Here is a 26115-nt window from a genome sequence, read left to right as displayed (position 1 = left end):
GAATATGACCAGGGGAAAACAAGCAGAGAAAACCGTCAACCGGCATATAAACCGATTTCATTACACGATTGATCAGGCGATTGATAAACCATTTAACTGGAAACAGCTCGTCCGCCTGTTGAGTTATTTAAAACCCTACGCCTTCACACTGCTGCCGGCAGCCATGCTGGCTATGATGGCATCCACTTCCGTACGGCTGGCAGCGCCGATTATCATAGGGGTTTATACAGTCGATCACGCCATTAAAGATAAAAATACCGATCTGCTGATAACGCTGGTCGTTATCATCGGAATATTATACCTTATCAGCTATGTAGGAAATGCCCTAAGGATACGCTGGGTCAACCATCTGGGACAGAACGTGATTTTTGATTTGCGCAGACACCTGTTTTCTCATGTCCAGCGGCTATCTCACCGGTTTTTTGATTCCCGTTCAGCAGGATCTATTCTTGTACGGATCATGAATGATATTAATTCCCTGCAGGAACTTTTTACGAACGGGATTATTAATCTGTTAATGGATGTTCTGACGTTAACAGGTATTCTTGTCATCTTATTCATTCTGAGTCCAAAACTGACCCTTGCCATCATGGTCATTATCCCGATTATGTTTCTGATTTCTACCAAACTGCGAAAAAACATACGCCGTTCATGGCAGGGAGTGCGGATTCAGCAGTCACGGCTCAATTCCCATTTGAACGAAAGCATTCAGGGGATCCGCGTGACCCAGTCTTTTTCACAGGAAAAGGAAAATACCGCTTATTTTGACGGTGTGAATACCGATAACTTTGAAAGCTGGCGAATAGCTACGAGAAAAAGTGCCATGTTCCGTCCTTTCGTGGAGATGAGCAATGCTATTGGAACCGCTATATTGATCTGGTATGGGGCTCACCTTATCCAAACAGAGGATATTTCTACAGGTGTATTTGTGTCCTTTGCTTTTTATCTGGGAATGTTCTGGGATCCTATTTCCCGTCTGGGACAAATTTATAATCAGCTGCTCATGGCGATGGCATCATCTGAACGGATTTTTGAATTTTTGGATGAAAAGCCAAACGTGGAGGAGAGAAAAGGCGCTATCGACCTGGAACATGTTCGGGGACATATCCAATTTGATCAGGTTACGTTTTCATATGATGAAAAGCGTACAGCTCTGGATGGCATATCCCTTGAGATGAAACCGGGTCAGACGGTGGCACTCGTTGGTCATACCGGATCAGGAAAAACGACTATCGCTAATTTAGTGAGCCGTTTTTATGATCCGACAGCAGGTAAAGTCTTAGTGGATGGTCATGACCTGCGGGACATCAAACTGGACAGTCTGCGGCAAAATATTAGCATTGTCCTTCAGGATACGTTCATTTTTTCGGGTACCATCATGGAAAATATCCGCTTTGGCCGCCCTGATGCCACAGATGAAGAAGTGATTGAAGCTGCTAAATTAGTCGGAGCTCACGATTTTATTCAACGGCTGGCTAATGGGTATGAGACCGAAGTCGAAGAGCGGGGAAATATTTTATCGGTAGGAGAACGGCAATTGCTGTCCTTTGCCAGAGCCCTCCTTGCCGACCCGAAAATATTAATTCTCGATGAAGCAACAGCAAGTATTGATACCGAAACGGAAGTAAAAATCCAGAAGGCAATGAAAAAACTATTAAAAGGACGAACATCGATTGTCATTGCCCACAGGCTGTCAACCATTCGTGATTCCGACAATATCATCGTACTTGATCACGGTAAAATCATTGAACAGGGCACTCATGATGAACTCATGGGGAAAAAGGGAGAATATTACAAGCTTGTGAAAGCTCAGTTTCAGATGCTGGATGCTATGTAGTAGACGAAAGCCGGCGGGAGGAAGAATCCTTCATTGCCGGCTTTGTTTCAAGTGAAAAACGTTGATTGAGCAGAACTTCTTAGGTGTCCTGCCTTTAAACGGATTCGGTTCTGCTCAAGCGGCGGAAGCCTTCGCCCGGGGCCTTCCAGAGTCTATGGGCGAAACGAGGCGTATCTGCTTTTCTTTATTTTTCATCTCCATTTTCCTGACAAAATGTGTTAGACTAATGGCAGCGATGAACAAGTAATGGAGGCATAATCATGAAAAAACAATTTGCCATTATCGGACTTGGAAGATTTGGAGGCAGCATTTGCAGAGAGCTCAGCAAGGAAGGGATGGAAGTCCTTGCCATTGATGTCGATGAAGACAAAGTGAACGAATTTAAAGATATTGTTTCTCATGCTGTGATTGCGGATTCGACAGATGAGCATGTATTAAAGGAATTAGGCATAACGAATATCGATCATGTCATCGTAGCAATCGGCGATAATTTGCAGTCCAGTATTTTAACTACGCTGATTTTAAAAGAACTTGGCATAAAGAAAATCACGGTTAAAGCCCAGAATGACTATCACGCGAAAGTATTAAGCAAAATTGGAGCGGATCGTGTTGTTCATCCGGAAAGGGACATGGGAAAACGGATTGCCCATCATCTCATTTCCAGCAATGTCCTGGACTATCTGGAACTTTCCGATGAACACAGTATCGTGGAAGTCAAAGCAGGAACAAAAATGAGCGGCCGCACGCTAATTGATCTAGACATTCGTGCGAAGTATGGCTGTAATGTCGTCGCCATCAAACGGGATAAGGATATTATTGTATCCCCAATGGCCAACGAGGTCATCCGAAGTGACGATGTTCTTATCGTAATCGGTGCAGATCGGGATATTTCCCGATTTGAAAAGCATCTGGTTGTCGACGATGATTAAGAGGATTGAAACCAAAACCCGGTTAACCGCCGGGTTTTTTTTGTATAAACAAGTTTACCGCTGTTTTATTCAAGTATTGACCGCCGAGTGAATCCTTCAACACCCTCCCCTGGCGTGACACATACGCATCTTTCTGTTAATTCCCGATAAAAACTTTGCTTTTTTCGAATCATTTACACCCTTCATTACTGTATATGAAAAAGTGTAAACACTCTAACTCATTAGATTCATCTGCTTTGTGGGTGAAAAACACAAGAAAGCGTTTTAATTCAAAAAAATTATAAATATTCAATTGATTTTATAAATATACAATATTATAATGTAAACTAATTTAGAAAAGGAATGCAGGTGATCGCTTTGAATATTGGAATTATCGGTGCAACAGGATACGGGGGCACTGAACTGTACCGGATTTTATCGAATCACCCTGAAGTCTCATCCTGTACGCTTTACACATCTTCTGATGAGCACAAAAAGTACAGCAGTGTCTATCCCCATTTGACAGAAGTCTGTCCCCTTGACCTTCATCCGATAAAAACCGAACAAATGAAGGATGAACATGATGTCATTTTCCTGGCCGCACCATCTGGAGTTTCAGCATCTTTAACACCCGGGCTCCTGTCAGAAGATATTAAGATTATTGATTTATCTGGAGACCTCAGGTTGAAAGATCCAGATCAGTATGAAAAATGGTATCAGAAGACCGCTGCACCGGGTGAACTCCTTCAGAATGCGGTTTACGGCCTGTCTGAAGTCAACCGGGCTTGTATAGAACAGGCTCACATTATTGCCAATCCGGGATGCTATCCGACGGCAACACTACTCGCCCTTACCCCAATTGTGAAACATCAGCTTGTCAGATCGTCATCTATTATTATTGATGCTAAGTCGGGTGTGTCGGGTGCAGGAAGAAAACCTTCAATCGGCACGAGCTTCACCGAAATGCAGCAAAACCTAAAAATATACAAAGTGCACAGGCATCAGCATATCCCTGAGATTGAACAGGAGCTAAAGGACATGGATCCAAACATAGGTCCTATTTCCTTTACAACCCATCTTATTCCAATGACGAGAGGGATTATGGCGACCATATATGTGGAACTTGCAGAGAATCAATCCCAGGAACAGTTGATGGACCTTTACAATCAATTCTATCAAAACATGCCCTTTGTACGAGTCAGAAAGGATGGTTCATTTCCGGGTACGAAGGATGTGTATGGCTCGAACTACTGTGACATCGGTTTGAAACTGGACCCGAGAACAGGGAGGTTGACCATTGTGTCTGTTATCGACAATCTCATGAAAGGAGCTGCCGGTCAGGCTGTTCAAAATTTTAACCTTTTATTCGGCTTTGATGAGACACTGGGGTTGAAACATTTACTACCCGTTTATCCATAAAAAGAGGAGGAGGAATGATTTGTACATGAAAACAAAGGAGGCTATCATTCAAAAAATTGAAAATGGCACCCTTGTTACACCAAAAGGATTTCAGGCAGGTGGGATGCACACCGGTCTCCGTTACGCAAAAAAAGATTTGGGAATGCTGGTAAGCCTGGTGCCTGCTGAATGTGCGGCTGTTTATACTCAGAATCATGTCCAGGCTGCTCCCCTTACAGTTACCCGCGAAAGCCTCTCGAAAGAACAGAAGCTTCAGGCGATCGTTGTCAACAGTGCCATTGCCAATGCCTGTACAGGAGAAAAAGGGATGAAGGATGCTTATGACATGCGAAAATTGACTGCCAGCCGCCTTGACATCCCTGATCATTTTGTAGCTGTTGCTTCTACCGGCGTGATTGGGGAGTATTTAGACATGGAAAAGATCAAAAAAGGCATCGAAGAGGTATCGTTTGCCCGATCGAAAAAGGGGGCAGAAGGATTTGAGGAAGCGATCCTGACTACCGATACGTTTACGAAACGATCCTGTTATGAACTAACGATTGATGATCAGAAAGTGACCATCGCAGGAGCAGCAAAGGGTTCAGGGATGATTCATCCGAATATGGCAACGATGCTTGCCTTTATTACAACAGATGCAAATGTCCCTGCTACCGTTCTTCAGCAAATGTTAAAAGAAGTTACCGATGTGACGTTTAATCAAATTACCGTGGACGGGGATACCTCTACCAACGATATGGTCCTGGTTATGGCAAATGGCGAGGCAAAACACCAGCCGATTGATGAACACCATCCAGATGTTGGTTTGTTTAAAGAAGGACTACGAAAAGTGTGTGAAGATCTGGCAAAACAGATCGCACGTGACGGGGAGGGGGCTACCCGACTGGTAGAAGTTTCCGTTCAGGGAGCTTCATCCAGAGCGGATGCACGGGTCATTGCCAAAAACATTGTCGGCTCTTCCCTGGTCAAGACAGCCATTTACGGATCGGATGCGAACTGGGGGCGGATTGTCGGAGCGATCGGATCCAGTGAAGCGGATGTGAATCCGAATGAAATGGAAGTCTATATCGGTCCCCATTTAATGTTTAAAGACGGCCTTCCTCAATCCTTTTCAGAGGAAGAAGTGGCCGAATACCTCAAGCAGGAAGAAATACGAATTTCTGTCGTTATGCATTTAGGGAACGAAGAAGGAAAAGCGTGGGGATGTGATTTAACCTATGACTATGTCAAAATCAATGCCAGTTACCGGACGTAATAAACCGGTAGTAGTGATTAAACTCGGGGGAAGCATGCTCGAAGAACTGGCGGATTCTTTTATCACAAGTATAAAGAAGTTGATGAAGACCAGGCATGTGATTTTTGTCCATGGCGGAGGTCCGGAAATCAACCGGATGCTTGAAAAACTTGAAGTGAAGAGTCAGTTTTACAACGGTCAGCGAAAAACAACCCCGGAAGTGCTGGAAGTCGTCCAAATGGTACTCGCAGGAAAAATAAACAAGTGGTTAACGGCCAGGCTCCAAAAAAACGGAATAGAGGCTGTCGGGTTATCCGGCTGTGATGGACGATTATTAACCAGTTCCTTTTTGGACGAAGAACATTTGGGGCTGGTTGGCAAAGTCAGCCGTGTGAATCGGGACTTCCTGTTATCGTTACTGGAACTCACCTATGTTCCGGTCATTGCCCCACTGGGAAAAACGGAAGATGGGCAGATCCTTAACATCAATGCTGATTTATGTGCAGCAGCAGTAGCCGAAAATATGAACGCAGAGCAGCTGGTGTTCGTCACCGATGTGCCTGGTATTTTACAAAATGGAACATTGATCGAAGAAGCGGATGAACAGCAAATTCAAGAGCTGATTGATGATGGAGTCATTTTTGGAGGGATGATTCCAAAGGTCACTTCATCACTGACGGTTCTGTCCGGGCAATTAAAAGAGGTCATGATTGTGAATGGAAAAGATGCCGTTTTTAAACAGGGGACTTTAATCGGGACGAAAATTGTGAAGAAAAAGGTTGTGATGTAGTTGAGTTATTTATTTCCAACATATGCCCGCTGGGATATAGAAGTAAAAAAAGCCAGAGGTGTCTATATCTATGATACAAATGGAAAAGAGTACCTGGATTTTGTATCAGGAATTGCCGTTTGTAATCTGGGTCATCAGCCAGAACAGGTCAAAACGGCCCTTCAAAAACAGCTGGATCAGGTCTGGCATGTTTCCAATCTGTTTCATATTCCCGGTCAGGAAGAACTGGCGAAAAAATTGGTTGAACATTCAACAGGAGATGCGGTCTTTTTTGCCAATAGCGGGGCAGAAGCGAATGAAGCAGCCATTAAGCTGGCGAGAAAACATACTGGGAAACATAAAATCATAACTTTTTATCAGTCGTTTCACGGGCGAACGTACGCCACCATGTCAGCCACAGGACAAAAAAAAATACAGGAAGGATTTGGCCCCCTGGCTCCCACCTTTGACTATTTACCATACAATGATCGAAATGCTGTAAAATCTTTAAATGATTCCGATATTGCAGCCATTATGATAGAAGTCATCCAGGGTGAGGGGGGAGTGGTACCGGCTAAACCTGAATTTCTGCAGGCGGTTGAGCAAACATGTCAGAAGCTTGACGCACTGCTGATCGTCGATGAGGTGCAGACAGGGATCGGACGTACCGGAAAGGCTTTCGGCTACGAACATTACGGTATCAGCCCGGATATCATTACCCTTGCAAAAGGTCTGGGAAGCGGATTTCCGATCGGTGCGATGATTGGAAAAGGAAAACTGATTGCCAGTTTTTCAGCAGGATCCCACGGATCCACTTTTGGAGGAAATCCACTTGCTGTGGCCAGCGCAAAGGCTACCCTGGATGAAATATTTCATTCTGCGTTTTTACAAAAGGTCAGAGAAAAGGGAAACTGGTTCAAAGCACTGTTAAAGAATCTACTAAAAGAGGAACCGCTTGTGAAAGAAGTCCGGGGAAAGGGGCTGATGCTGGGAATCGAACTGGTTCGGGAAGGAGCGCCGGTACTTGCTGCCATGCGGAAAGAAGGATTGTTGGCCCTGACTGCAGGTCCGAATGTGATCCGCCTTCTTCCCCCGCTAACCGTAACCTATGATGAATTAAAAAAGGCTGCAGAAATAATTTCACAAGCTTTACACACTGTTGCAGCCAGCTCTGCAGCTGTTAAATAGGTTTACAACCAACAACACCCTGCCTCCATTCGAGGCAGGGTGCTTGTTGGTTTAGACTTCCATTATTATTGGCAGAATCATTGGTTTCCGTTTCGTTTTATCATAAAGGAAAGGGGCAATCGTGTCGGTGATTTCATTTTTAATTTCAGACCACTGTGAGGTGCGGCGTTCCATCACTTTTTCAAGGTGTCTGGAAACGAGTTTTTGAGCCTCATTAATCAGGTCTTCGGATTCTCGCATATAGACGAATCCCCTTGAAATAATATCCGGGCCTGCTGCAATTTTAAAGTCTTTCATATTGATGCTTACAACTACGATCACAAGGCCTTCTTCAGAAAGAATACGTCTGTCGCGCAGGACAATGTTACCTATATCTCCAATTCCGCTTCCGTCCACATAGACTGAACCTGAAGGAATTTTGCCCGCGATAGCCGCAGAGTCATTTCCGAGTGCTAGCACGTCGCCATTATCCATGATAAAACAATTTTTCGGATGTATATCACATGCTTCTGCTAGCTTTGTATGTTCTTTTAACATCCTGTATTCTCCATGGATCGGCATGAAATATTTTGGTTTGATTAAACGGAGCATCAGCTTTTGTTCTTGCTGTCCTCCATGACCAGACGTATGGATGTCGCTTAATTTGCCGTGAATGACATCTGCGCCTGCACGGTAAAGCATATTGATGGTTCGGTTCACACTAATGGTGTTGCCTGGAATAGGCGATGAAGAAAAGACTACAGTATCTCCAGGCTGAATTTGAATTTGTCTGTGTGTACCGTTCGCAATGCGGGAAAGGGCCGCCATTGGTTCTCCCTGAGACCCGGTACATAAAATGGTAACTTTATCGGCTGGGAGTCGGTTAATTTGATTACCGTCTACAAACGTATTTTTTGGTGCCTTAATATAGCCAAGTTCTAAACCAATATTAATGGAAGATTCCATGCTGCGGCCAAACACCGCCACTTTGCGTTTATGGCGTACAGCTGCTTCGACCACCTGCTGAAGCCGGTGAATGTTGGAAGCAAATGTTGCAAATATAATCCGTCCTTCAACTTTACTAAAAATTTCGTCGATACTCTGTCCGACAACCCGTTCTGACTTTGTGAAATCCGGAATTTCACTGTTCGTACTGTCTGATAATAGACACAGTACGCCCTCTTTTCCGATTTCGGCCATTTTTGTGAGGTTAGCCGGTTCGCCAACTGGTGTAAAGTCAAATTTAAAGTCTCCTGTGTGAACAATGTTTCCTGGCGGTGTTTTCACTACAATGCCAAAAGAGTCAGGGATACTGTGAGTTGTACGGAAGAATGTCACAGAAGTTTTTCGGAACTTTATGACATCGTCTTCATCGATGGTATAAAGTTTTGTCCCTCTCAGCAGTCCGTGTTCCTCAAGTTTATTTTTAATTAAACCGATCGCTAGTTTACCACCGTATATTGGTATACGGACTTCCCTCAACAAGTAAGGGATTCCGCCAATATGGTCTTCGTGACCGTGGGTGATAAACAATCCTTTAATTTTATCCTTGTTCTGCACGAGGTATGTGTAATCGGGAATGACATAATCAATTCCGAGAAGTTCGTCCTCTGGAAATTTGATGCCGGCATCGATCAGGATAATCTCATCCTGGAATTGGATACCGTACATATTTTTCCCGATTTCACCCAGACCTCCGAGTGCAAATACGGCTGTTTGATCATTTTTTACAAATTTCATGATTTACAGTTTCTCCACTCTGAAGTCTTCGGTAGTATTTTTTTCGTATTCCAGATGCTTACCATCCAGCACCTGAATATACTCAATATTTATATTGCGATCGGCCAGTTTTTTACAGACATTGCGTTCATTTTCTTCTTCTACAAACAATACTTTTGTTCGTTCACGTACAGGTACTTCCTCCGGAAATTCCTGATAAAATACTTTAAAAATCATCTACATCTCTCCTAATTTCATGTATTTCCATTTATCCTTGTCCTATCCGTTAGAGTTGATCAATAACGATGATTGGCACCAGTATGAAACGAAACGGAGGAATCATTTATTTTCATCATTAAGCATACGTTTTTCGACCTACTAAACCTTTCCAACGTTTTTTGAGCCTTTCTTTTAATCGCCTCAACATGACTACCTTACATCTCCTTTCCTCATTTGTAAAGAAAAGCCTAAAAAACGTTATTTTTTTATGCCGACCCTTTCCCTCTTACTTATAGTATAGTATTCTTTTATGCAGAATTGAATAGGTAAGCATCATCCTTTTGAAAAAAAATCTCCTATGAGATAGTATATACGGGTCTGTACAGGATTTTACAAAAATTTTTTTAACTGGTTTTGTGGAGATGACGCGATGTCCAGGAAGAGGAATCATGCACAAACATGGATCAAAATCACTGAGGGAGAGGTTTGTAAGTGGAAAAAATTGTTTTCTTTGATATAGATGGGACCTTACTTGATGAACATAAAAACATTCCAGCGGAGTCCGTTGAGGCTGTTCATCGTCTGAAAGAAAAAGGGGTTTATGTGGCTATTGCAACGGGACGGGCCCCTTTTATGTATGAACATCTTCGCCAGGAATTAGGTATCCATTCCTATATTAGTTTTAACGGTCAGCTTGTGGTATTGGAGGGGGAGATCATTTTTGAAGAAGCGCTGCCGGAAAGGGAACTGGACACATTAAGGGAACACGCTCAGCGTCAGGGCCATCCATTGGTTTACTTAAATGAGACAAAAATGACGGCATCTGAAGAAGATCATCCTTTTATCGCCGAGAGTATTGGAAGCTTAAAATTACCTTATCCTGCTATAGATCCTGTATTTTATAAAAACCATCCGGTTTACCAGGCTCTGATCTTCTGTGAAGAACATGAGGAAGATCAATATCATCGGTCATATAAACCTTTTCGGTTTGTTCGCTGGCACAAGTATTCAACGGATGTACTGCCTGCCAGGGGATCGAAAGCGCGGGGAATTCAAAAGATGCTGGACCATCTTAATATTGATCGGGAGAATGCTTTTGCCTTCGGAGATGGATTGAACGACAGTGAAATGCTGGAGTTTGTAGGGACTGGAGTTGCCATGGGAAATGCTCATCCGCAAGTAAAAAAAGTAGCTGATACTGTAACGGATCACGTCTCGAAAGCTGGCTTAGCCAAAGGACTGAAAAAAGTTGGACTATTATAATTGGAGCATCGCCCATTGATATTGAATCTCTGAATTTTTTGGGATAAAGCAACTATCCAGGGCGCATGTGCTTTTTCCTTGGGCGGTCAGCGCATGGTCCTGGGCGGTTGCGCTCTATCTCTGGGCCGTTACGTACTCACCTTGGGCCATCGCACACCCACCTTGGGCCATGCGCGCACTATGTTGGGCCGTCGCGCCCTATCTTTGGGCCAACGCAGCACCACGTTGGGCCGTCGCGCCCTAAATTTGGGCCATCAGCGCACCACGTTGGGCCGTCGCGCCCTAACTTTGGGCCATCGCGCACTCACCTTGGGCCATCAGCGCACCACGTTGGGCCGTCGCGCCCTAACTTTGGGCCATCAGCGCACCCACCTTGGGCCATCGCGCACTCACCTTGGGCCATCAGCGCACCACGTTGGGCCAACGCAGCACCACGTTGGGCGGTTGCGCTCTATCTTTGGGCCAACGCAGCACCACGTTGGGCCGTCGCTCTCTATCTTGGGCCGTTACGTACTTACCTTGGGCCATCAGCGCTTCTCTTTGGGCCGTCGCAGCACCACCTTGGGCCATCGCGCACTCACCTTGGGCCATCGCGCACCCACCTTGGGCCAACGCGCCCTAAATTTGGGCCATACGCGCACCACGTTGGGCCATCAGCGCACCACCTTGGGCCATCGCGCACTCACCTTGGGCCATACACGCACCATGTTGGGCCATCAGCGCACCACGTTGGCCGTCGAGCTCTATCTTTGGGCCATCGCGCACTCACCTTGGGCCATACACGCACCACGTTGGGCCATACACGCACCACGTTGGGCAATTGCACCCTAACCTTGAACGATTGGAACATTGAACCAGCATAATGGAGGAAACAACAAAAAATGAGCCAGCAGAAACTGGCTCATTCTTCCCGGTCAGCAGGCTTTGCATTTTCCGGAACGTTAAACGGATCTTCCTTATTGATATGGTCATAGAACATAATTCCGTTTAAGTGATCGATTTCATGCTGGAAAACGATGGCGGCATATCCCTTTAATCGTAATTTCACTTCATTACCGTTTAAATCAGTCCCTTTTACCGTGATACGGGCGTAACGGGGAACATATCCGGGGACATCCCTGTCCACGCTAAGACAGCCTTCACCGGTTGAAAGGTATGTTTTTTCCACAGAATGGCTCATGATTTTTGGATTAAATAAGCCCATGCTGTATTCTTGTTCATCAAAATCTGTAAAATGAACAGCGATCATACGCTTTGATAATCCGATTTGCGGAGCAGCCAGACCAACTCCTGGCCGCAAGTTATATTTTTCAGCCATTTCTTCGTCCTGGCTGTTGATTAAATATTGAAGCATTTCTGTTAATGTATGTTTTTCTTCTTCTGAAGGAGGCAGGGAGACCTCGTCTGCCACCTGGCGCAAAACAGGATGACCTTCACGTACGATATCATCCATCGTAATCATGACATTCACTCCTCAACCTTTCGAGATTTCACATCTAGTGTACCATAAACCAATTTCAATAAGGAAAAATAAATAATAAACATAAAAGATTTTATAAATCATATATATGGCTTGTAACTACATGTGGTATACTGAAAAAAACTCGGATTTTTTATTCTACATAAGGAGGCAACGGAAATTGAGATTGGTCATCATCCTAATACTCACCATACTTACTGCATGCACTCAGGGTCCATCCACTGCAGAACAGATGTATGAACACCTTGAAAAAGCGGTAGAACTCGAAGAAAATTTTGCTGCTCAGCAGGAACCTCTTCTTGAGCTCGAACGAAAGGAAAAAGAGCTTTATGATGAAATTATTCAAAAAACGAGCAGTGAATTTGAAGAAAGTGTAGAGCTATCCAGGCAGGCAATAGATATCATTCATGAACGGCGGGATATTATGGATCTCGAAAAAGAAAGTATTGAAGCCGCCAAAGAAGAATTTGATAAGGTAACTCCGTTAATCGAAGAGCTGGATCAGGAGGAAGCAAAAGAAACCGCTGAACAAATGGTGGAAGCCATGGATCAGCGTTATGAAGCTTACCTCGAATTATACGAAAACTATCTGCAATCCCTCGATCTGAACGAGGAATTATACAAGATGCTCCAGAATGAGGAACTGACAAAAGAGAAACTTGAAAATCAGATTGAGCAGGTCAACGAAAGTTATGATGCTATCATGGCTGCAAATGAAACATTTAATGAGTTTACTCGAACTTATAACGACTTAAAAATGAAGTTTTATGAACAGACAGAATTAAATATAGAAATGCCTGAGGATGAAGAAGAACAAGAAGAGCAAAATGAACAGGAGTAAATTCTTGAAGATCATATTTAATTTTTGAATAATCCATTCATGCCGTGACGTACCCCTGGCCCAGAAAACATTTTTGGACCAGGGGTCTTATACTGTTTCCGAATCCTGGTCTATACCGGCAGACCAGAGTTTTATACTAAAGTCCAGCAAAAAAAAATCATCGGTATCCCCCAGAGAAATTCCCGTAAGAGATTCAATTTTGCGAAGGCGGTACAGCAGTGATTGACGGTGAAGATTCAGGGCCCTGGCCGATTTGCTGACATTGCGATGATAACGGATATATGTTGCAAGGGTCGGAATCAGATCCATTTCTTTTTTTCGATCATATTCAATTAATTTTCCAATGGTGGAGAGGGCAATTTCACGGATTTGTTCATTTTTTGCCAGTTGCTCCATTAAGCGATACAGAGCTGTATTTGCATAGCTCATCCGATGGCCGGGACCTTTTTGTTTTCTTCCTATGTTTAAAGCAATACGGGCATCATGATAACTATCATGAAAATGATTGACTCCTGCACTTCTTTCCCCGGTTCCCCAGGAAATAATCAGTTCCGGATATGTTTGTTTAAGCGATTCTTCAACACGGTCAAGAAATTGCCGAATGGTCTCGTGGGCATGTTCTCTGGCACATTCCAGAAAGATAATAAATTGGTTTTGCTGGAAAGTAGTCATGATGTGTTTGTTCCATTTTTTTGCTGACAGAATGAATTGTTGTTCAACGTTTCGTATCATGCGTTCATGCCATTCATGAAAAGAGAGGGAATCTGATTTTTGTCTTGTAAAAAGATCGTGCAGATTTTCCGGATACCCAATAATAGAGACGTAAGGTACGTTCAATTGGTAGTGGAGGGACTTCGCCTGAGAGATGACCGAATCCCATGAATCAAAATTCCCCCGCGCTAGACTCCAGACAAAATCTCCCCTCAGTCTCATTTCTGTTTCCAGAACAGCTTCTTCTCTCTGAAACCACAACGACGCTGCTGGAACTGCATGGGTAAGAATATGAATATTTCCTGGTTCAAGAAAAGTGTCAGGGGATACGTCTGAAGGGATTGAAACTACCAGATACCCCTGTATTCTGCTGCCAAACCCAACAGAAACCCGAATGAATGTTTCTCCTTCCATATTGGCACAGGATATAGACGACAGAAATTGTCCAGGGTTCCCCAGGGACTCCCAGTTCAAGGACTGATCCATCAGCGGGACACGTTGGCCTAAATGTTTTGCCAGTTTTTCGCAACCAGCACTTTTTCCTTTTATTTTTCCTTCCCGGTCTGTAACAATAATCGGGCGTTTCAGTTTTTGTTCAAGGACTTTTACAAAAACTGAAAGATCCCTTTCCTGAATAAACAGATTCAGCAAATCTTTTTGCATGATTTCAGACTCTTTTAAAACGGATGTCCGAAAGTCTTGCAGATGGTTAAGCACTTCTTTTATGATGTCTCTAAATCGGATTTCCCAGGGCACTTCCACTATAGGAAAACCAGCTTCCTCGGCTATCTGGATAACTTTCTCCGGAATCTTCATAATATGTCTTCCTGTAGCTACAGCGAGTGCCGCTGCACGGGAATTCATCACGTCTTCCACGAATTGTTGAAACAATGTTTCATCATACCCGCATCCAACGCCGGTACTGAGCACCAGTTCGTTTTCTTCAATAAAATCTTCAACTGGGATTTCGATGACGGAAATGGAACGAACGGGTCTGTGTTTTACATTATTTTTCGCTGTCCGTATTCGTCCCCGCCTCATCACGTCAAGTTTCATCACATCTTCCACCGTAAATTGCACGGGTTTACACCTCTCTGAACAGCTAAAGATGGGAATGGGCAATGTCTAAAATGACATCAAGATCGACATTGCGGCCTGTGATCAAAGCGACAGCCTCCTGAAATTCATGATTAAATCGGTAATCTAAAAGGGCGCCGATTGATGTAGCTGCTGCTCCTTCGACAATGAAGCGATGTTCTCTTAACATATAAGCAATTCCACGGGCGATATCCTTTTCAGGGATGAGAATCACATCATCTGCATATTTTTGCACCATCTGAAACGTATAGCGGTTGTTCTGTCCAATCCCGCCGAGCAGGCTGTCAGCCAGTGTTTCCTGTTCCTCTAAGACAACGGGCTTTCCGGCTTTCAGGCTTTTATACATCACGGGGGATGTTTCCATGGATACACCAATCACACGAATGTTCGGATCGTTCGTTTTTAAAGCGAGTGCAACACCTGAAAGAAGCCCCCCTCCAGAAAGGGGAATCATGACTGTGTCTACCCGGGGCAGCTGCTCCATGATTTCTAATCCAATGGTTCCCTGTCCGGCAATCACAAAAGGATCATCAAAAGGTTTCACGACGGTCATACCTTTTTCATCCTGAAGGTGATAACACATGGATTCTGCATCATCCTGGCTGTTTCCACAGAACAGGATCTCTGCTCCTAGCTTGCGAATGGATTCAATTTTTGCAGTCGGAACCTTTCTGGATACACAGATGACAGCACGAATTCCAAGTTCCTTTGCAACAAAGGCAACAGCAAGGCCATGATTTCCTGTGGAAAATGTGGTCACCCCCAGTTCCTTTTGTTTTTCGCTCAGACTTAAGATTTTATTAGCAGCCCCCCTGATTTTAAAGGTGTGAGTCTTTTGGAGGTTTTCTAATTTTAGATGAATTTGAGAACTGGTATGTTCTTTTAGACCTGTGGATGGAATTAAGGGAGTTTTTCGGACGAAAGGCTTGATTCGATTCCGGGCTTCCCAGATGTCGCGGATGGTGATGTGTTCATGAGGAGAACGTACCATAACACCTGCTCCTTTCATTGTCTCAAATGTGGAAGTAAAAAGGGGTATAGAACATTTATATGTTATATTTTTTTCATTTATTTAAGTAATTGAGAGACCAAGCTGTGAGACGGTCATGCTGAATCATGAGAAATCGATAAAAAATGTCTATAAACTGGCAAAGAATTTCATTCATTTTTGATATTGTCTGATTACAATGATCTTTCATATGATGAATGTAAATGAAGGAAAAATTTCATGAGTGAGAGTTCCTTTCGACATTCAGCGGAAGGAAACGGGAAGGGAGTGTTGGTGGTGTTGTCATTTGAACTGGCGGAATATCAGGAACGATTGAGGAATGTGAAGGAAAAAATGGCAGCGGAAGGGATTGATGTTCTATTAGTCTCTGATCCAGCCAACATGAATTATTTGTCCGGTTATGATGCCTGGTCATTTTATGTTCATCAATTGCTGATCATTATTCTTGATGAAGACCAGCCTTTCTGGGTCGGGAGGGGAATGGATGCGAAAGGAGCTGAGTATACAACCTGGCTGGACAACAATCATATCATTCCATATGCCGATCATTATGTTCATTCTGAAAGTAGACATCCAATGGATTTTATTGCCCAAATCTTAACCGATATCGGGCAGAGCAAGAGCGCAATTGGGGTAGAAATGGATGCTTATTACTTTACAGCAGCATGCATGGAACGGCTGAGAAAAGGACTTCCTGATGCCAGGTTTAAAAATGCTAATGTCCTTGTGAACTGGGTAAGATTGATTAAATCGCCCTGTGAAATCCAATATATTCGAAAAGCGGCAATTCTAGCAGATCTGGCAATGCAGAAAGCTGTTGATACGATCGATGTCGGCGTGAGGGAATGTGACGTGGTCGCAAACATTTATCATGCACAAATCAGCGGTACAGACCAATTTGGCGGAGATTACCCTGCTATTGTCCCAATGCTGCCCTCGGGTGAACAAACGAGTACACCTCATTTGACTTGGTCGGACTCCAGATACAAAGTCGGCGATTCTGTCATCATCGAGCTGGCAGGATGTTACAAACGATATCACTGTCCGATGGCGCGTACGGTAGTACTCCATTCGCCCACGCCCCGGGAATTGGATCTCTCAAAAGTCGTGCTCGAAGGGTTAAATGAGACACTGGATTCGATCAAACCTGGCATGACATGTGAGGAAGTAGAAAGAATCTGGAGGAAGTCCATCGAGAAAAATGGTTATCAGAAGGAATCGCGTATTGGGTATTCCACAGGTCTCAGTTATCCGCCGGACTGGGGGGAACGTACAGCCAGCCTGAGACCGGGCGATCTAACTATTCTCGAACCTAATATGGTTTTTCACCTAATACCTGGAATATGGCTGGATGATTGCGGTGTAGAAATCAGTCAGACCTTTCGGGTAACAGAAAATGGAATCGAAACCCTGACCTGTTTTCCACGCAAGTTTATAAAAAAAGACAATGGATTCCGCCAGACTCCTGTCAGCAATATGAAAGTCATTTCTGATGAGGGTATGAATCAGAACCGTAACAACAAACAAGATCCCTTGCTAAAGGAAGGTGAACCTAATGAATATTTTTAAGCAGTCAGATATACAAAAGGTGGTGAAAGTGAACCGGGAAACCATATCAGGCATAGAGGATGCATTTACAAGTCTAGCTAATGGGAATGCTGTGATGCCTCCCGTTATGCGGATTGATATTGAGGAATATAATGGGGAGGTGGATATCAAAACGGCTTATTTGAAAGGCTATGACCTGTTTTGCATCAAAATATCCTCAGGCTTTTTTGATAATCCGAAGCTGGGTCTTCCAAGCGGAAATGGCATGATGCTTTTAATTTGTGCTAAGACAGGTGTGCCAGCGGCTATTCTGATGGATCATGGGTATTTAACCGATGTGAGAACAGCAGCCGCAGGAGCCGTTTCTGCTAAATACCTTGCCCCCACAGACGTGCATACGGTCGGCATCATCGGTTCGGGCAACCAGGCAGGATATCAGCTTTATGCCCTGCAACAGGTTCGTGATTTCAAAAAGGTTCTGGTATATGGCCGTACTAATGAACGTGTGGAAAAATGGGTCAGGAACATGAAAAAAACAGTCCATGCAGATATAGATATCGCCGAGAGTCCGAAAGATGTGGTCCACCGCAGTCAGGTTGTGGTCACAGCTACACCATCAAAGGAACCTTTACTTCAGCAGGAATGGCTTCATCCAGGACTGCACATTACAGCGATGGGATCTGATGCTGAACATAAGCAGGAACTGGACCCCGGGATTTTGACCCACGCAGATGTTCTGGTCTGTGATCATAAAGAACAGTGTTTCCGGCTTGGCGAACTGCACCATGGTCTGGAAGCGGGAGTCATTACACAAGAAGATGACATGATTGAACTGGGAGATCTGACCTCCGGGGTCCGAAAAGGAAGAACAGAGGATGGTCAGATTACTGTCTGTGATTTAACCGGCACCGGCGCACAGGACACAGCGATTGCTAACTTTGCCTATCATGAGTTACGTTCAAGGAATATGGGCATGAAATTGGATTAGGATGTTAGTCGCTTTGAATGTTGAGGAAACTACAAATTTTAGGGGAGTGTTCATATGACAAATTCATCAAATAAAAATGACAGCTGGGGAACTCGGACCATATGGGGAGGTGAAGAAGAATATTTTTTTCAAGGAGCCACCCAGGTCCCGATCGTTCACAGCGTGTCGTTCGGATATGAAGACATTGATTCCTGGCATGATGTAGCCCTTGGTAAACAAAAGGGGCATATTTATGGCAGAAATTCGAATCCTACTGTTGAAGTATTTGAAGAGAAAGTCCGTAATCTGGAAGGGGCCGAAGCGGCTACCAGCTTTTCCACCGGAATGGCTGCCATCAGCAACACCCTTTTTTCTCTTTTGTCACCGGGAGATCGTGTGGTTTCTGTGAAGGATACGTATGGTGGCACCAATAAAATTTTTCTGGAATTTCTCCCACGTTTTCAGGTTGACGTAACCCTCTGTGATACGACGGACCATGAAGAACTGGAAAAAGAAATCGCCAGGGGCTGCAACGTCGTATACCTTGAGACGCCGACTAATCCTACATTAAAAGTCCTCGATTTAAAACGCCTGATCGATGCTGCTCATGATGCTGGAGCTATTGTCATTGTTGACAACACTTTTGCCACACCGATTAATCAAACCCCCCTCACTCTCGGAGCTGATCTTGTTCTCCACAGTGCGACCAAATATCTTGGAGGTCATGCCGATGCGCTCGGAGGTATCATTTGTGGTACAGCAAAACTCATTAACATCATTGATCATTTTCGAGAAATTAATGGATCAACTTTACACCCGATGGCAGCCTATATGCTTTTAAGAGGAATGAAAACACTCTACCTCCGTATTAAACAACAGAATGAAAGCGCCATGAAAATCGCCCGTTTTCTTGAAAGTCATCCCCTTGTTGAAGCTGTGTACTATCCTGGTCTTGAATCAAATGAAGGACACGATATTGCCAGAAAACAAATGCGCGGCTTTGGGGGGATTCTCAGTTTTTCCTTAAAAGGTGGAATGGACGCAGTGAGGATGTTTCTACCACGCCTCAAATATGCACATCTGGCTGCCAATCTGGGAGCGGTTGAAACAGTTGCTGCCCCTCCCCGCACCAGCAGTCATGTAGAATGCAGTGAGGAAGAAAGAGCTGCAATGGGAATACCTGAAGGACTAGTCCGTTATTCGGTCGGAATAGAAGATACCGATGATTTAATTCAAGATCTGGAGGGGGCGCTGGTCGATCTGAACATCAAAACCGATCATGCTTCCGATTCAGTGTAAAACCGTTTTTCAGAGACTGATGACACATGATACGTGACAACTTTTCGCAACCGTTCATTTATGATTTCCTGATATAGAAAACCGCACTTCATGTCTTTGATCTATTTCCAGGAATGTCGGGAGTATCGGTGTATGGCCACCATTTCGAAAAGGAGGTTGGATGAAAGTATGCCCCACAAATTAGCTTTAATTGGTTTTGGCACGGTAGGACAGGGGTTTGCGGAAATATTGATCGAGAAAAACGATATTCTTCGGGAAGAAGAAGGGATCGATCTAAGTGTTGTAGCTATTTCTGATCAGATGAAAGGTTCGATTTATCATCCGGATGGATTGAATCTTCAATTAGCTCTGGAGACAATCAGGAATACGGGTACATTAAATGATTATCCGGATACGCCGGGGTTAATTCGGGGCTGGAACAGTTTTGAAACCATTGAAAACAGTAATGCCGATACGATCGTGGAAATCACCTATACTGATGTTCAGACTGGTCAGCCAGCCATCGAACATTGCCGCAGGGCTTTTCAAAGGGGAAAACATGTTGTTACAAGCAATAAAGGTCCCGTCGCACTCGCTTATCAGGAACTTTCGGCACTTGCGAAAGAGCGAGGGGTTCAATGGGGGATAGAAGGAACAGTGATGAGTGGCACTCCAGCTCTCCGCATGCCTCGGGTGTCACTGGCAGGAAGTGAGATCAAGGAGATTCGTGGAATTTTGAATGGAACGTCCAATTATATTTTAACCCGAATGGAAGAAGGACTGACATATGAGGAAGCTTTACAGATTGCACAGGAACTCGGTTATGCTGAAGCGGACCCAACGAGCGATGTGGAAGGTTATGATGCTGTATATAAAGTTTTGATTCTTGCGAGGATAGTCATGGACGAATCCCTTACCTGCCAACAGGTTGTGCGTAAAGGAATTTCTAGATTATCCCCTGCAGACCTTCAGAAAGCATCACAAGAGGGGAAACGGTGGAAAATGCTTGCTGAAATTAAAAAAGAAAAGGAAGGGTTGAGGGCTTTTGTTTCCCCTGTCAAATTGCCTCTGGAAGATCCCCTCGCCGGAATATCCGGTGCTGCCAATGCCATCACCTATGTTAGCGATTTAATGGGTCCTGTAACGCTAATCGGTTCAGGGGCAGGACGTAGAGAAACAGGTTTTTCACTGCTCATCGACTTAATCAATATGGAACGGGGCAATCTGTAAATCTGAATTTTTTTAGAAAGGTGGTTTCCAGGATGACGGGGAAAACATCGGCACGCCAGATGCTTATTGGTGGCAAATGGGTCATGTGTGATAGCGTGATCGAGGTAAAAGACCCGCAGGATCATAGTTTAATCGATACAGTTCCTGCCGCAACCGCTCGGGACGCCTGCCTGGCAGTTGAAAAAGCCAGAGAGGGAGCAAAGATTGCTCAAAAAATGTCTGTCCATGAACGGATGTCCATTTTAAACCGTACGGCAGACCAGGTTGAAGAGGAAAAAGAACGTTTTGCCAGGACCATTGCCAGAGAAGGGAGTAAAACCATTAAGGAAGCAAGGAAAGAAGTGTTTCGCTGCATGGAAACGTTGCGCATCAGTGCAGAAGAAGCGCGAAGAATCAATGGTGAAACGATTGCATTCGATCAAATGCCGGGAAATGAAAACCGCATTGGCTATTACTATTATTTTCCTGTAGGCATTGTCACAGCTATTACTCCTTTTAATGATCCCCTCAATTTAGTAGCCCACAAAGTCGGACCAGCCATAGCCTCAGGCAATGCCATCATTGTAAAACCAGCTTCTGCCACTCCCCTCAGTGCACTGTTGCTGGCGGAGGCATTTATAAAAGCGGGGCTTCCACCAGAGGTTTTATCTGTTGTTACGGGTTACGGAAGTGAAATCGGCCGTAATCTTGTCACACACCCATATGTTGGAAAAGTATCCTTTACAGGAGGGCTTCATGCCGGTACAGAAATTACCCGTATAGCCGGCCCTAAAAAAGTCAGTATGGAACTCGGATCCAATTCTCCTGTCATTGTTTTGGAAGACGCAAATTTGAATCGGGCTGTAGAATCCAGTGTGTCCGGAGCTTTTTCAGCAGCAGGACAAAATTGCATAGGGGTTCAAAGAATTTACGTTGAAGATGCGGTATTTGAAGATTTTCTTGATCAGTTTGTTCAGAAAACCTTAACATTGCGGGTCGGTGATAAAATGTCAGAGGATACAGACATGGGACCAATGATTAATGAAGACGAAGCAAAACGGGTGGAATTATGGGTAGATGAGGCAGCATCAGGGGGAGCCCGAATACTCTGTGGAGGGAAACGTGAAGGTTCATTTTATTTGCCCACTGTCCTGACGGATGTGCCAGAACAAAGTAGATTGTTTCAAGAAGAAGCGTTTGGCCCGGTTGTTTCAATTGAGAAAGTTTCTGGTTTAAAAGAAGCGATAGACCAGTCCAATCGAGCCAATTACGGGCTTCATGCAGGCATTTTTACAAACAATGTTCAGAAGGCTTTTTATGCGATCCGCCAGCTGGAGGTTGGCGGGGTAATGATTAATGACAGCAGTGACTTTCGGATCGACAGCATGCCATTTGGGGGCACAAAGAGTTCTGGAGTGGGCAGGGAAGGCGTGAAATTTGCCATCGAAGACATGACCGAGAAGAAAGTGGTTTGTTTTAATATATAGAGAAATCATTGAGTAGTATACTTTGGCTAACAGACGTAACTGAGGGCTATGATGAAGACCGCCTATAATAGGCGGTTTCATTTTTGATCAAGAAAAAGAGCTATCGTTCCCGAATCTGGTAGATTGTTTTCGAGCTGGCAAGAGAAGTGTAAGTTATAAAGGAAAACATGAGTCAATTGAAAAAACGGACATATTTTTTCCGGAAGTTTCGTGATGTTTGAAATGTTTGTTTTTGGAAAAGTTATAGTTGAATGGGTGGACACCCAGAATCGAGCCGAGATCGTAGCTGCTGAATAATAATACAGTTCTAATTCTGGAATAATACAGATTGTTAGTTTGAATGGTTGTTATAATACACCAATTGTGAAAAGTTTATGATAAATAAAGTGTTTGACGACGATTGCTCATTTAGGATAAACTACATACAGATGTATTGTACTAATATATTTTTATATTTGATTAAAACAGTTTAAATCGTTTTGCATGAAAACAGGGATTACGGGTAAAACAAGCAGGATATGATGTGATCTCAACCTATTTTTTTGGCCATTCTATGGATGGATATTCTATTGGGAAAGGAAGAGGTGAAGAAATTGAATAACATGTTAGAGAAGATTGAAAACCAATTTGAAATGTTTCAAATTTTGAATGAAGAAGGCAAAGTGATCAATGAAGATGCGATGCCGGACCTATCTGATGATGATCTTAAAGAGTTGATGACCCGTATGGTTTACACCCGTATCCTGGATCAGCGCTCCATTGCCCTGAACCGCCAGGGACGCCTCGGGTTTTATGCGCCTACAGCAGGTCAGGAAGCATCCATGCTGGGAAGCCATTATGCCATGGAGAAAGAAGATTTTCTGTTGCCCGCATACAGGGATATTCCGCAGTTAATCTGGCACGGTTTGCCATTATATCAGGCATTTCTGTTCTCCCGTGGACATTTTCATGGGAATCAGATGCCAGAAGGAGTAAATGCCCTTAGCCCACAGATTATTATCGGTGCGCAGATTACCCAGGCAGCCGGTGTTGCACTGGGACTGAAGCGCCGGGGTGAAAAAGCTGTTGCCTTCACGTACACAGGTGACGGAGGTTCTTCCCAGGGTGATTTTTATGAGGGGATCAACTTTGCAGGTGCTTATCAGGCTCCGGCTATCTTTGTTGTACAAAATAACCAGTATGCGATTTCTGTACCTGTGGAAAAGCAGACAGCCGCAAGAACAATTGCACAAAAAGCAGTAGCAGCAGGTATTCCGGGAGTACAGGTTGATGGCATGGATGTTCTCGCTGTTTATAAAGTGACAAAAGATGCCCGTGAGCGTGCTGTGAATGGGGAAGGACCAACTCTGATCGAAACGATTACATTCCGTTATGGTCCGCATACCATGGCAGGAGACGATCCAACCCGATATCGTACAAAGGATACGGAAAATGAATGGGAGAGAAAAGATCCTCTTGTCCGTTTCCGTAAATATCTAGAAAGCAAAGGTTTATGGTCAGAAGAAGAAGAGAACAAAGTAATCGAAAAGGCAAAAGAAGATGTGAAGGCGGCAATTAAAAAAGCCGACGAAACTCCAAAACAAAAAGTGACCGATTTAATTTCTATTATGTATGAAGAACTTCCATCTAACCTGGAAGAGCAAATGGAAGAATATAAAGTAAAGGAGTCGAAGTAGATCATGGCACAAATGACGATGATTCAGGCGATTACGGATGCACTGCGCGTTGAATTAAAAAATGATGAAAATGTGCTGGTCTTCGGTGAAGATGTGGGCCAAAACGGCGGAGTTTTCCGTGCTACTGAAGGTCTGCAGGAAGAATTCGGAGAAGATCGGGTATTTGATACCCCTCTTGCTGAATCCGGCATAATTGGTCTTGCTAACGGTCTTGTCCTTCAAGGCTTTCGTCCTGTGCCTGAGATCCAGTTCTTTGGCTTCGTGTATGAAGCAATGGATGCCATTAGTGGTCAGGCAGCCCGAATGAGATTCCGTTCCGGTAATACAAAAAGTGCACCAATGACCATTCGTTCTCCTTTTGGAGGCGGTGTACATACACCAGAATTACATGCCGACAGTTTAGAAGGTCTTGTGGCACAACAGCCGGGATTAAAAGTAGTTATTCCATCAACACCGTATGATGCTAAAGGTCTTTTAATTTCTTCTATTCGCGATAATGACCCGGTGATCTTCTTAGAACACATGAAACTTTACCGCTCCTTCCGAGAAGAAGTGCCGGAAGGAGAATATACGATTGAACTCGGGAAAGCGGATATTAAGCGGGAAGGAAAAGATATTTCCCTGATTGCTTACGGTGCGATGGTTCATTCAGCATTAAAAGCGGCAGAAGAACTGGAAAAGGAAGGCATCAGTGCAGAAGTGATTGACCTGCGTACGGTAAGCCCGATTGATGTGGATACCATTGTAGAATCGGTCAAGAAAACGAACCGTGCGGTAGTCATTCAGGAAGCCCAGCGTCAGGCAGGTATTGCTGCCAATGTTGTTGCAGAAATTCAGGAACGTGCTATTCTCCACCTGGAGGCTCCTGTATATCGTGTAGCTGCTCCTGACACCGTTTACCCGTTCTCTGAAGCAGAAGAAGTATGGCTTCCAAATTATAAGGACATCGTAGAAAAAGCGAAAGCAGCAATAAACTTTTAATGGAATGATAGGAGGGAATCTTTGTGGCCTTTGAATTTAAATTGCCGGACATTGGTGAGGGTATTCACGAAGGCGAAATTGTCAAATGGTTTGTCAAGCCGGGAGATGAAGTGAAAGAAGATGATGTTCTCTGTGAAGTTCAGAATGATAAAGCCGTTGTGGAAATCCCATCGCCTGTTGAAGGGACCGTTAAGGATATTAAGGTACAGGAAGGGGAAGTGGCGGTTGTTGGCGATACCATCATCACCATTGATGCAGAAGGGTATGAAACAGCGGAGGTAGAACAGGATAAGAGTGATGATGTTAAATCCGAGGAACCTAAACAAGAAGAACCAAAAATAGAAAAAGAAACAGCCAGCGAGAAAGAGCAGGACACCGACAATAAGAGAGTAATCGCTATGCCATCGGTACGAAAATATGCACGTGATAACGGCGTTGATATTCGCCTGATCACTGGATCAGGAAAAAATGGCCGGATTTTAAAGGAAGATATCGACCAGTACTTAAAAGGTGATCAAGCAGTCGAATCACCTGTTCAGGAAGAAAGAGCTTCCGAAACACCAGAAATCAAACAGCCGGCTGCACCACAAGGTGAGTATCCGGAAACACGTGAAAAGATGAGCGGAATTCGCCGGGCAATCGCAAAAGCGATGGTGACTTCCAAACATACCGCTCCTCATGTTACACTAATGGATGACGTGGACGTAACAGAGCTAGTTGCACACCGCAGGAAGTTTAAAGAAGTGGCAGCCGAACAAAATATTAAACTGACCTATTTGCCTTATGTGGTAAAAGCTCTGGTTTCAACGTTGAAGAAATACCCGATTTTAAACACTTCATTTGACGACGAAACAGAAGAAATTATCCATAAGCACTACTATAATATTGGAATTGCGGCGGACACTGACCGAGGTCTGCTTGTTCCGGTTGTGAAAGACGCAGACCGTAAATCCGTGTTTGAAATTTCTGCTGAAATCAATGAACTGGCTGAAAAAGCCCGCAGCGGAAAACTGTCACCAGAAGAAATGAAGGGAGCATCTTGTTCCATTACGAATATTGGTTCCGCTGGTGGTCAGTGGTTTACACCGGTCATCAACCACCCAGAAGTAGCTATTCTTGGAATTGGACGTATTGCGGAAAAACCGGTAGTACGTAATGGTGAAGTTGTTGTAGCTCCTGTACTGGCACTTTCTTTAAGCTTTGACCATCGCATGATTGATGGTGCAACAGCTCAGCTTGCATTAAATCATATGAAACGATTGCTCAATGATCCACAATTAATGATGATGGAGGCGTAA

General features: G+C 44.1%; 22 protein-coding genes. 17 read left to right on the top strand and 5 right to left on the bottom strand.

The genetic code is table 11. From position 1 onward, the window contains the following. Window positions 1-4: 4 nt before the first annotated feature. The 6 genes from EDD68_RS07695 to EDD68_RS07670 all read left to right on the top strand — a co-directional run bounded on the left by EDD68_RS07695 (window position 5) and on the right by EDD68_RS07670 (window position 7352). A complete protein-coding gene (locus tag EDD68_RS07695) occupies window positions 5-1837 on the top strand; it encodes an ABC transporter ATP-binding protein (protein WP_132371656.1) in 1833 nt (610 codons plus the stop codon). 260 nt (window positions 1838-2097) lie between these two features. Beyond that, window positions 2098-2766, top strand: a complete 669-nt coding sequence (locus tag EDD68_RS07690; RefSeq protein WP_132371655.1) for a potassium channel family protein — start codon at window positions 2098-2100, stop codon at window positions 2764-2766. Window positions 2767-3123: 357 nt separating this feature from the next. Next, entirely contained in the window at window positions 3124-4164 is a 1041-nt protein-coding gene (argC, locus tag EDD68_RS07685; protein ID WP_132371675.1) for an N-acetyl-gamma-glutamyl-phosphate reductase, read from the top strand. Window positions 4165-4189: 25 nt separating this feature from the next. After that, window positions 4190-5416, top strand: a complete 1227-nt coding sequence (gene argJ, locus EDD68_RS07680; RefSeq protein ID WP_132371654.1) for a bifunctional ornithine acetyltransferase/N-acetylglutamate synthase — start codon at window positions 4190-4192, stop codon at window positions 5414-5416. After that, window positions 5385-6185: an acetylglutamate kinase gene (argB, locus tag EDD68_RS07675; protein WP_243646798.1), complete on the top strand. Its 801-nt coding sequence runs from the start codon at window positions 5385-5387 to the stop codon at window positions 6183-6185. Before argJ ends, argB begins: the two co-directional genes overlap by 32 nt. Further along, window positions 6186-7352: an acetylornithine transaminase gene (locus EDD68_RS07670; RefSeq protein WP_132371653.1), complete on the top strand. Its 1167-nt coding sequence runs from the start codon at window positions 6186-6188 to the stop codon at window positions 7350-7352. It abuts the gene before it with no gap. Window positions 7353-7403: 51 nt separating this feature from the next. Here the strand turns inward: EDD68_RS07670 and rnjA are convergent, their stop codons facing one another. Both rnjA and EDD68_RS07660 read right to left on the bottom strand, forming a co-directional pair. After that, complete coding sequence (gene rnjA, locus EDD68_RS07665) at window positions 7404-9071, bottom strand: ribonuclease J1 (protein WP_132371652.1); 1668 nt, start codon at window positions 9069-9071, stop codon at window positions 7404-7406. Between the two features lie 3 nt (window positions 9072-9074). After that, window positions 9075-9287 (bottom strand): DNA-dependent RNA polymerase subunit epsilon, encoded by a 213-nt coding sequence (locus EDD68_RS07660; protein ID WP_132371651.1) that lies wholly within the window; start codon window positions 9285-9287, stop codon window positions 9075-9077. Window positions 9288-9761: 474 nt separating this feature from the next. Here EDD68_RS07660 and EDD68_RS07655 point away from each other — a divergent pair, with 474 nt between their 5' ends. After that, the gene (locus tag EDD68_RS07655; RefSeq protein ID WP_132371650.1) at window positions 9762-10532 is read left to right on the top strand and encodes a Cof-type HAD-IIB family hydrolase; all 771 of its coding nucleotides are present in this window, start codon (window positions 9762-9764) and stop codon (window positions 10530-10532) included. A 107-nt stretch (window positions 10533-10639) separates the two neighbouring features. Beyond that, window positions 10640-11395 carry a hypothetical protein gene (locus EDD68_RS07650; protein ID WP_132371649.1) on the top strand — a complete coding sequence of 252 codons (756 nt, stop codon included), beginning with the start codon at window positions 10640-10642 and terminating at the stop codon, window positions 11393-11395. A gap of 38 nt (window positions 11396-11433) precedes the next feature. On the opposite strand, the gene def is transcribed toward EDD68_RS07650, so the two are convergent. Continuing rightward, complete coding sequence (gene def, locus EDD68_RS07645; RefSeq protein WP_132371648.1) at window positions 11434-11994, bottom strand: peptide deformylase; 561 nt, start codon at window positions 11992-11994, stop codon at window positions 11434-11436. Between the two features lie 178 nt (window positions 11995-12172). Between def and EDD68_RS07640 the strand changes: the two genes are divergently transcribed. Continuing rightward, entirely contained in the window at window positions 12173-12853 is a 681-nt protein-coding gene (locus tag EDD68_RS07640) for a YkyA family protein (RefSeq protein WP_243646797.1), read from the top strand. An 87-nt stretch (window positions 12854-12940) separates the two neighbouring features. On the opposite strand, the gene EDD68_RS07635 is transcribed toward EDD68_RS07640, so the two are convergent. Further along, on the bottom strand, window positions 12941-14644 hold the full coding sequence (locus EDD68_RS07635) for a PucR family transcriptional regulator (RefSeq protein ID WP_132371646.1): 1704 nt from the start codon (window positions 14642-14644) through the stop codon (window positions 12941-12943). A 22-nt stretch (window positions 14645-14666) separates the two neighbouring features. Next, the gene (eutB, locus tag EDD68_RS07630; protein ID WP_132371645.1) at window positions 14667-15653 is read right to left on the bottom strand and encodes a hydroxyectoine utilization dehydratase EutB; all 987 of its coding nucleotides are present in this window, start codon (window positions 15651-15653) and stop codon (window positions 14667-14669) included. 297 nt (window positions 15654-15950) lie between these two features. Here eutB and EDD68_RS07625 point away from each other — a divergent pair, with 297 nt between their 5' ends. From EDD68_RS07625 to EDD68_RS07590, 8 genes are all read left to right on the top strand, one after another. After that, window positions 15951-17240 carry a M24 family metallopeptidase gene (locus tag EDD68_RS07625; RefSeq protein ID WP_132371673.1) on the top strand — a complete coding sequence of 430 codons (1290 nt, stop codon included), beginning with the start codon at window positions 15951-15953 and terminating at the stop codon, window positions 17238-17240. Continuing rightward, window positions 17227-18207 carry a cyclodeaminase gene (locus EDD68_RS07620; protein ID WP_132371644.1) on the top strand — a complete coding sequence of 327 codons (981 nt, stop codon included), beginning with the start codon at window positions 17227-17229 and terminating at the stop codon, window positions 18205-18207. The genes EDD68_RS07625 and EDD68_RS07620 overlap by 14 nt, the downstream gene beginning before the upstream one ends. A 54-nt stretch (window positions 18208-18261) precedes the next feature. Next, window positions 18262-19485 carry a cystathionine gamma-synthase family protein gene (locus EDD68_RS07615; RefSeq protein WP_132371643.1) on the top strand — a complete coding sequence of 408 codons (1224 nt, stop codon included), beginning with the start codon at window positions 18262-18264 and terminating at the stop codon, window positions 19483-19485. A 168-nt stretch (window positions 19486-19653) separates the two neighbouring features. Beyond that, window positions 19654-20694, top strand: a complete 1041-nt coding sequence (locus EDD68_RS07610) for a homoserine dehydrogenase (protein WP_132371642.1) — start codon at window positions 19654-19656, stop codon at window positions 20692-20694. A 32-nt stretch (window positions 20695-20726) separates the two neighbouring features. Further along, a complete protein-coding gene (locus EDD68_RS07605) occupies window positions 20727-22160 on the top strand; it encodes an aldehyde dehydrogenase family protein (RefSeq protein WP_132371641.1) in 1434 nt (477 codons plus the stop codon). Window positions 22161-22762: 602 nt separating this feature from the next. Next, entirely contained in the window at window positions 22763-23836 is a 1074-nt protein-coding gene (pdhA, locus tag EDD68_RS07600) for a pyruvate dehydrogenase (acetyl-transferring) E1 component subunit alpha (protein ID WP_207902557.1), read from the top strand. Between the two features lie 3 nt (window positions 23837-23839). Beyond that, on the top strand, window positions 23840-24817 hold the full coding sequence (locus tag EDD68_RS07595; RefSeq protein WP_132371639.1) for an alpha-ketoacid dehydrogenase subunit beta: 978 nt from the start codon (window positions 23840-23842) through the stop codon (window positions 24815-24817). Window positions 24818-24840: 23 nt separating this feature from the next. Continuing rightward, the gene (locus EDD68_RS07590) at window positions 24841-26115 is read left to right on the top strand and encodes a dihydrolipoamide acetyltransferase family protein (RefSeq protein ID WP_132371638.1); all 1275 of its coding nucleotides are present in this window, start codon (window positions 24841-24843) and stop codon (window positions 26113-26115) included.

Source organism: Melghiribacillus thermohalophilus (genome assembly GCF_004342905.1).
GTDB classification, from domain to species: Bacteria; Bacillota; Bacilli; order Bacillales; family Alkalibacillaceae; genus Melghiribacillus; species Melghiribacillus thermohalophilus.
The sequence above is the reverse complement of the archived record's forward strand: the minus strand, read 5'-3'. Positions and strand labels throughout refer to the sequence as shown.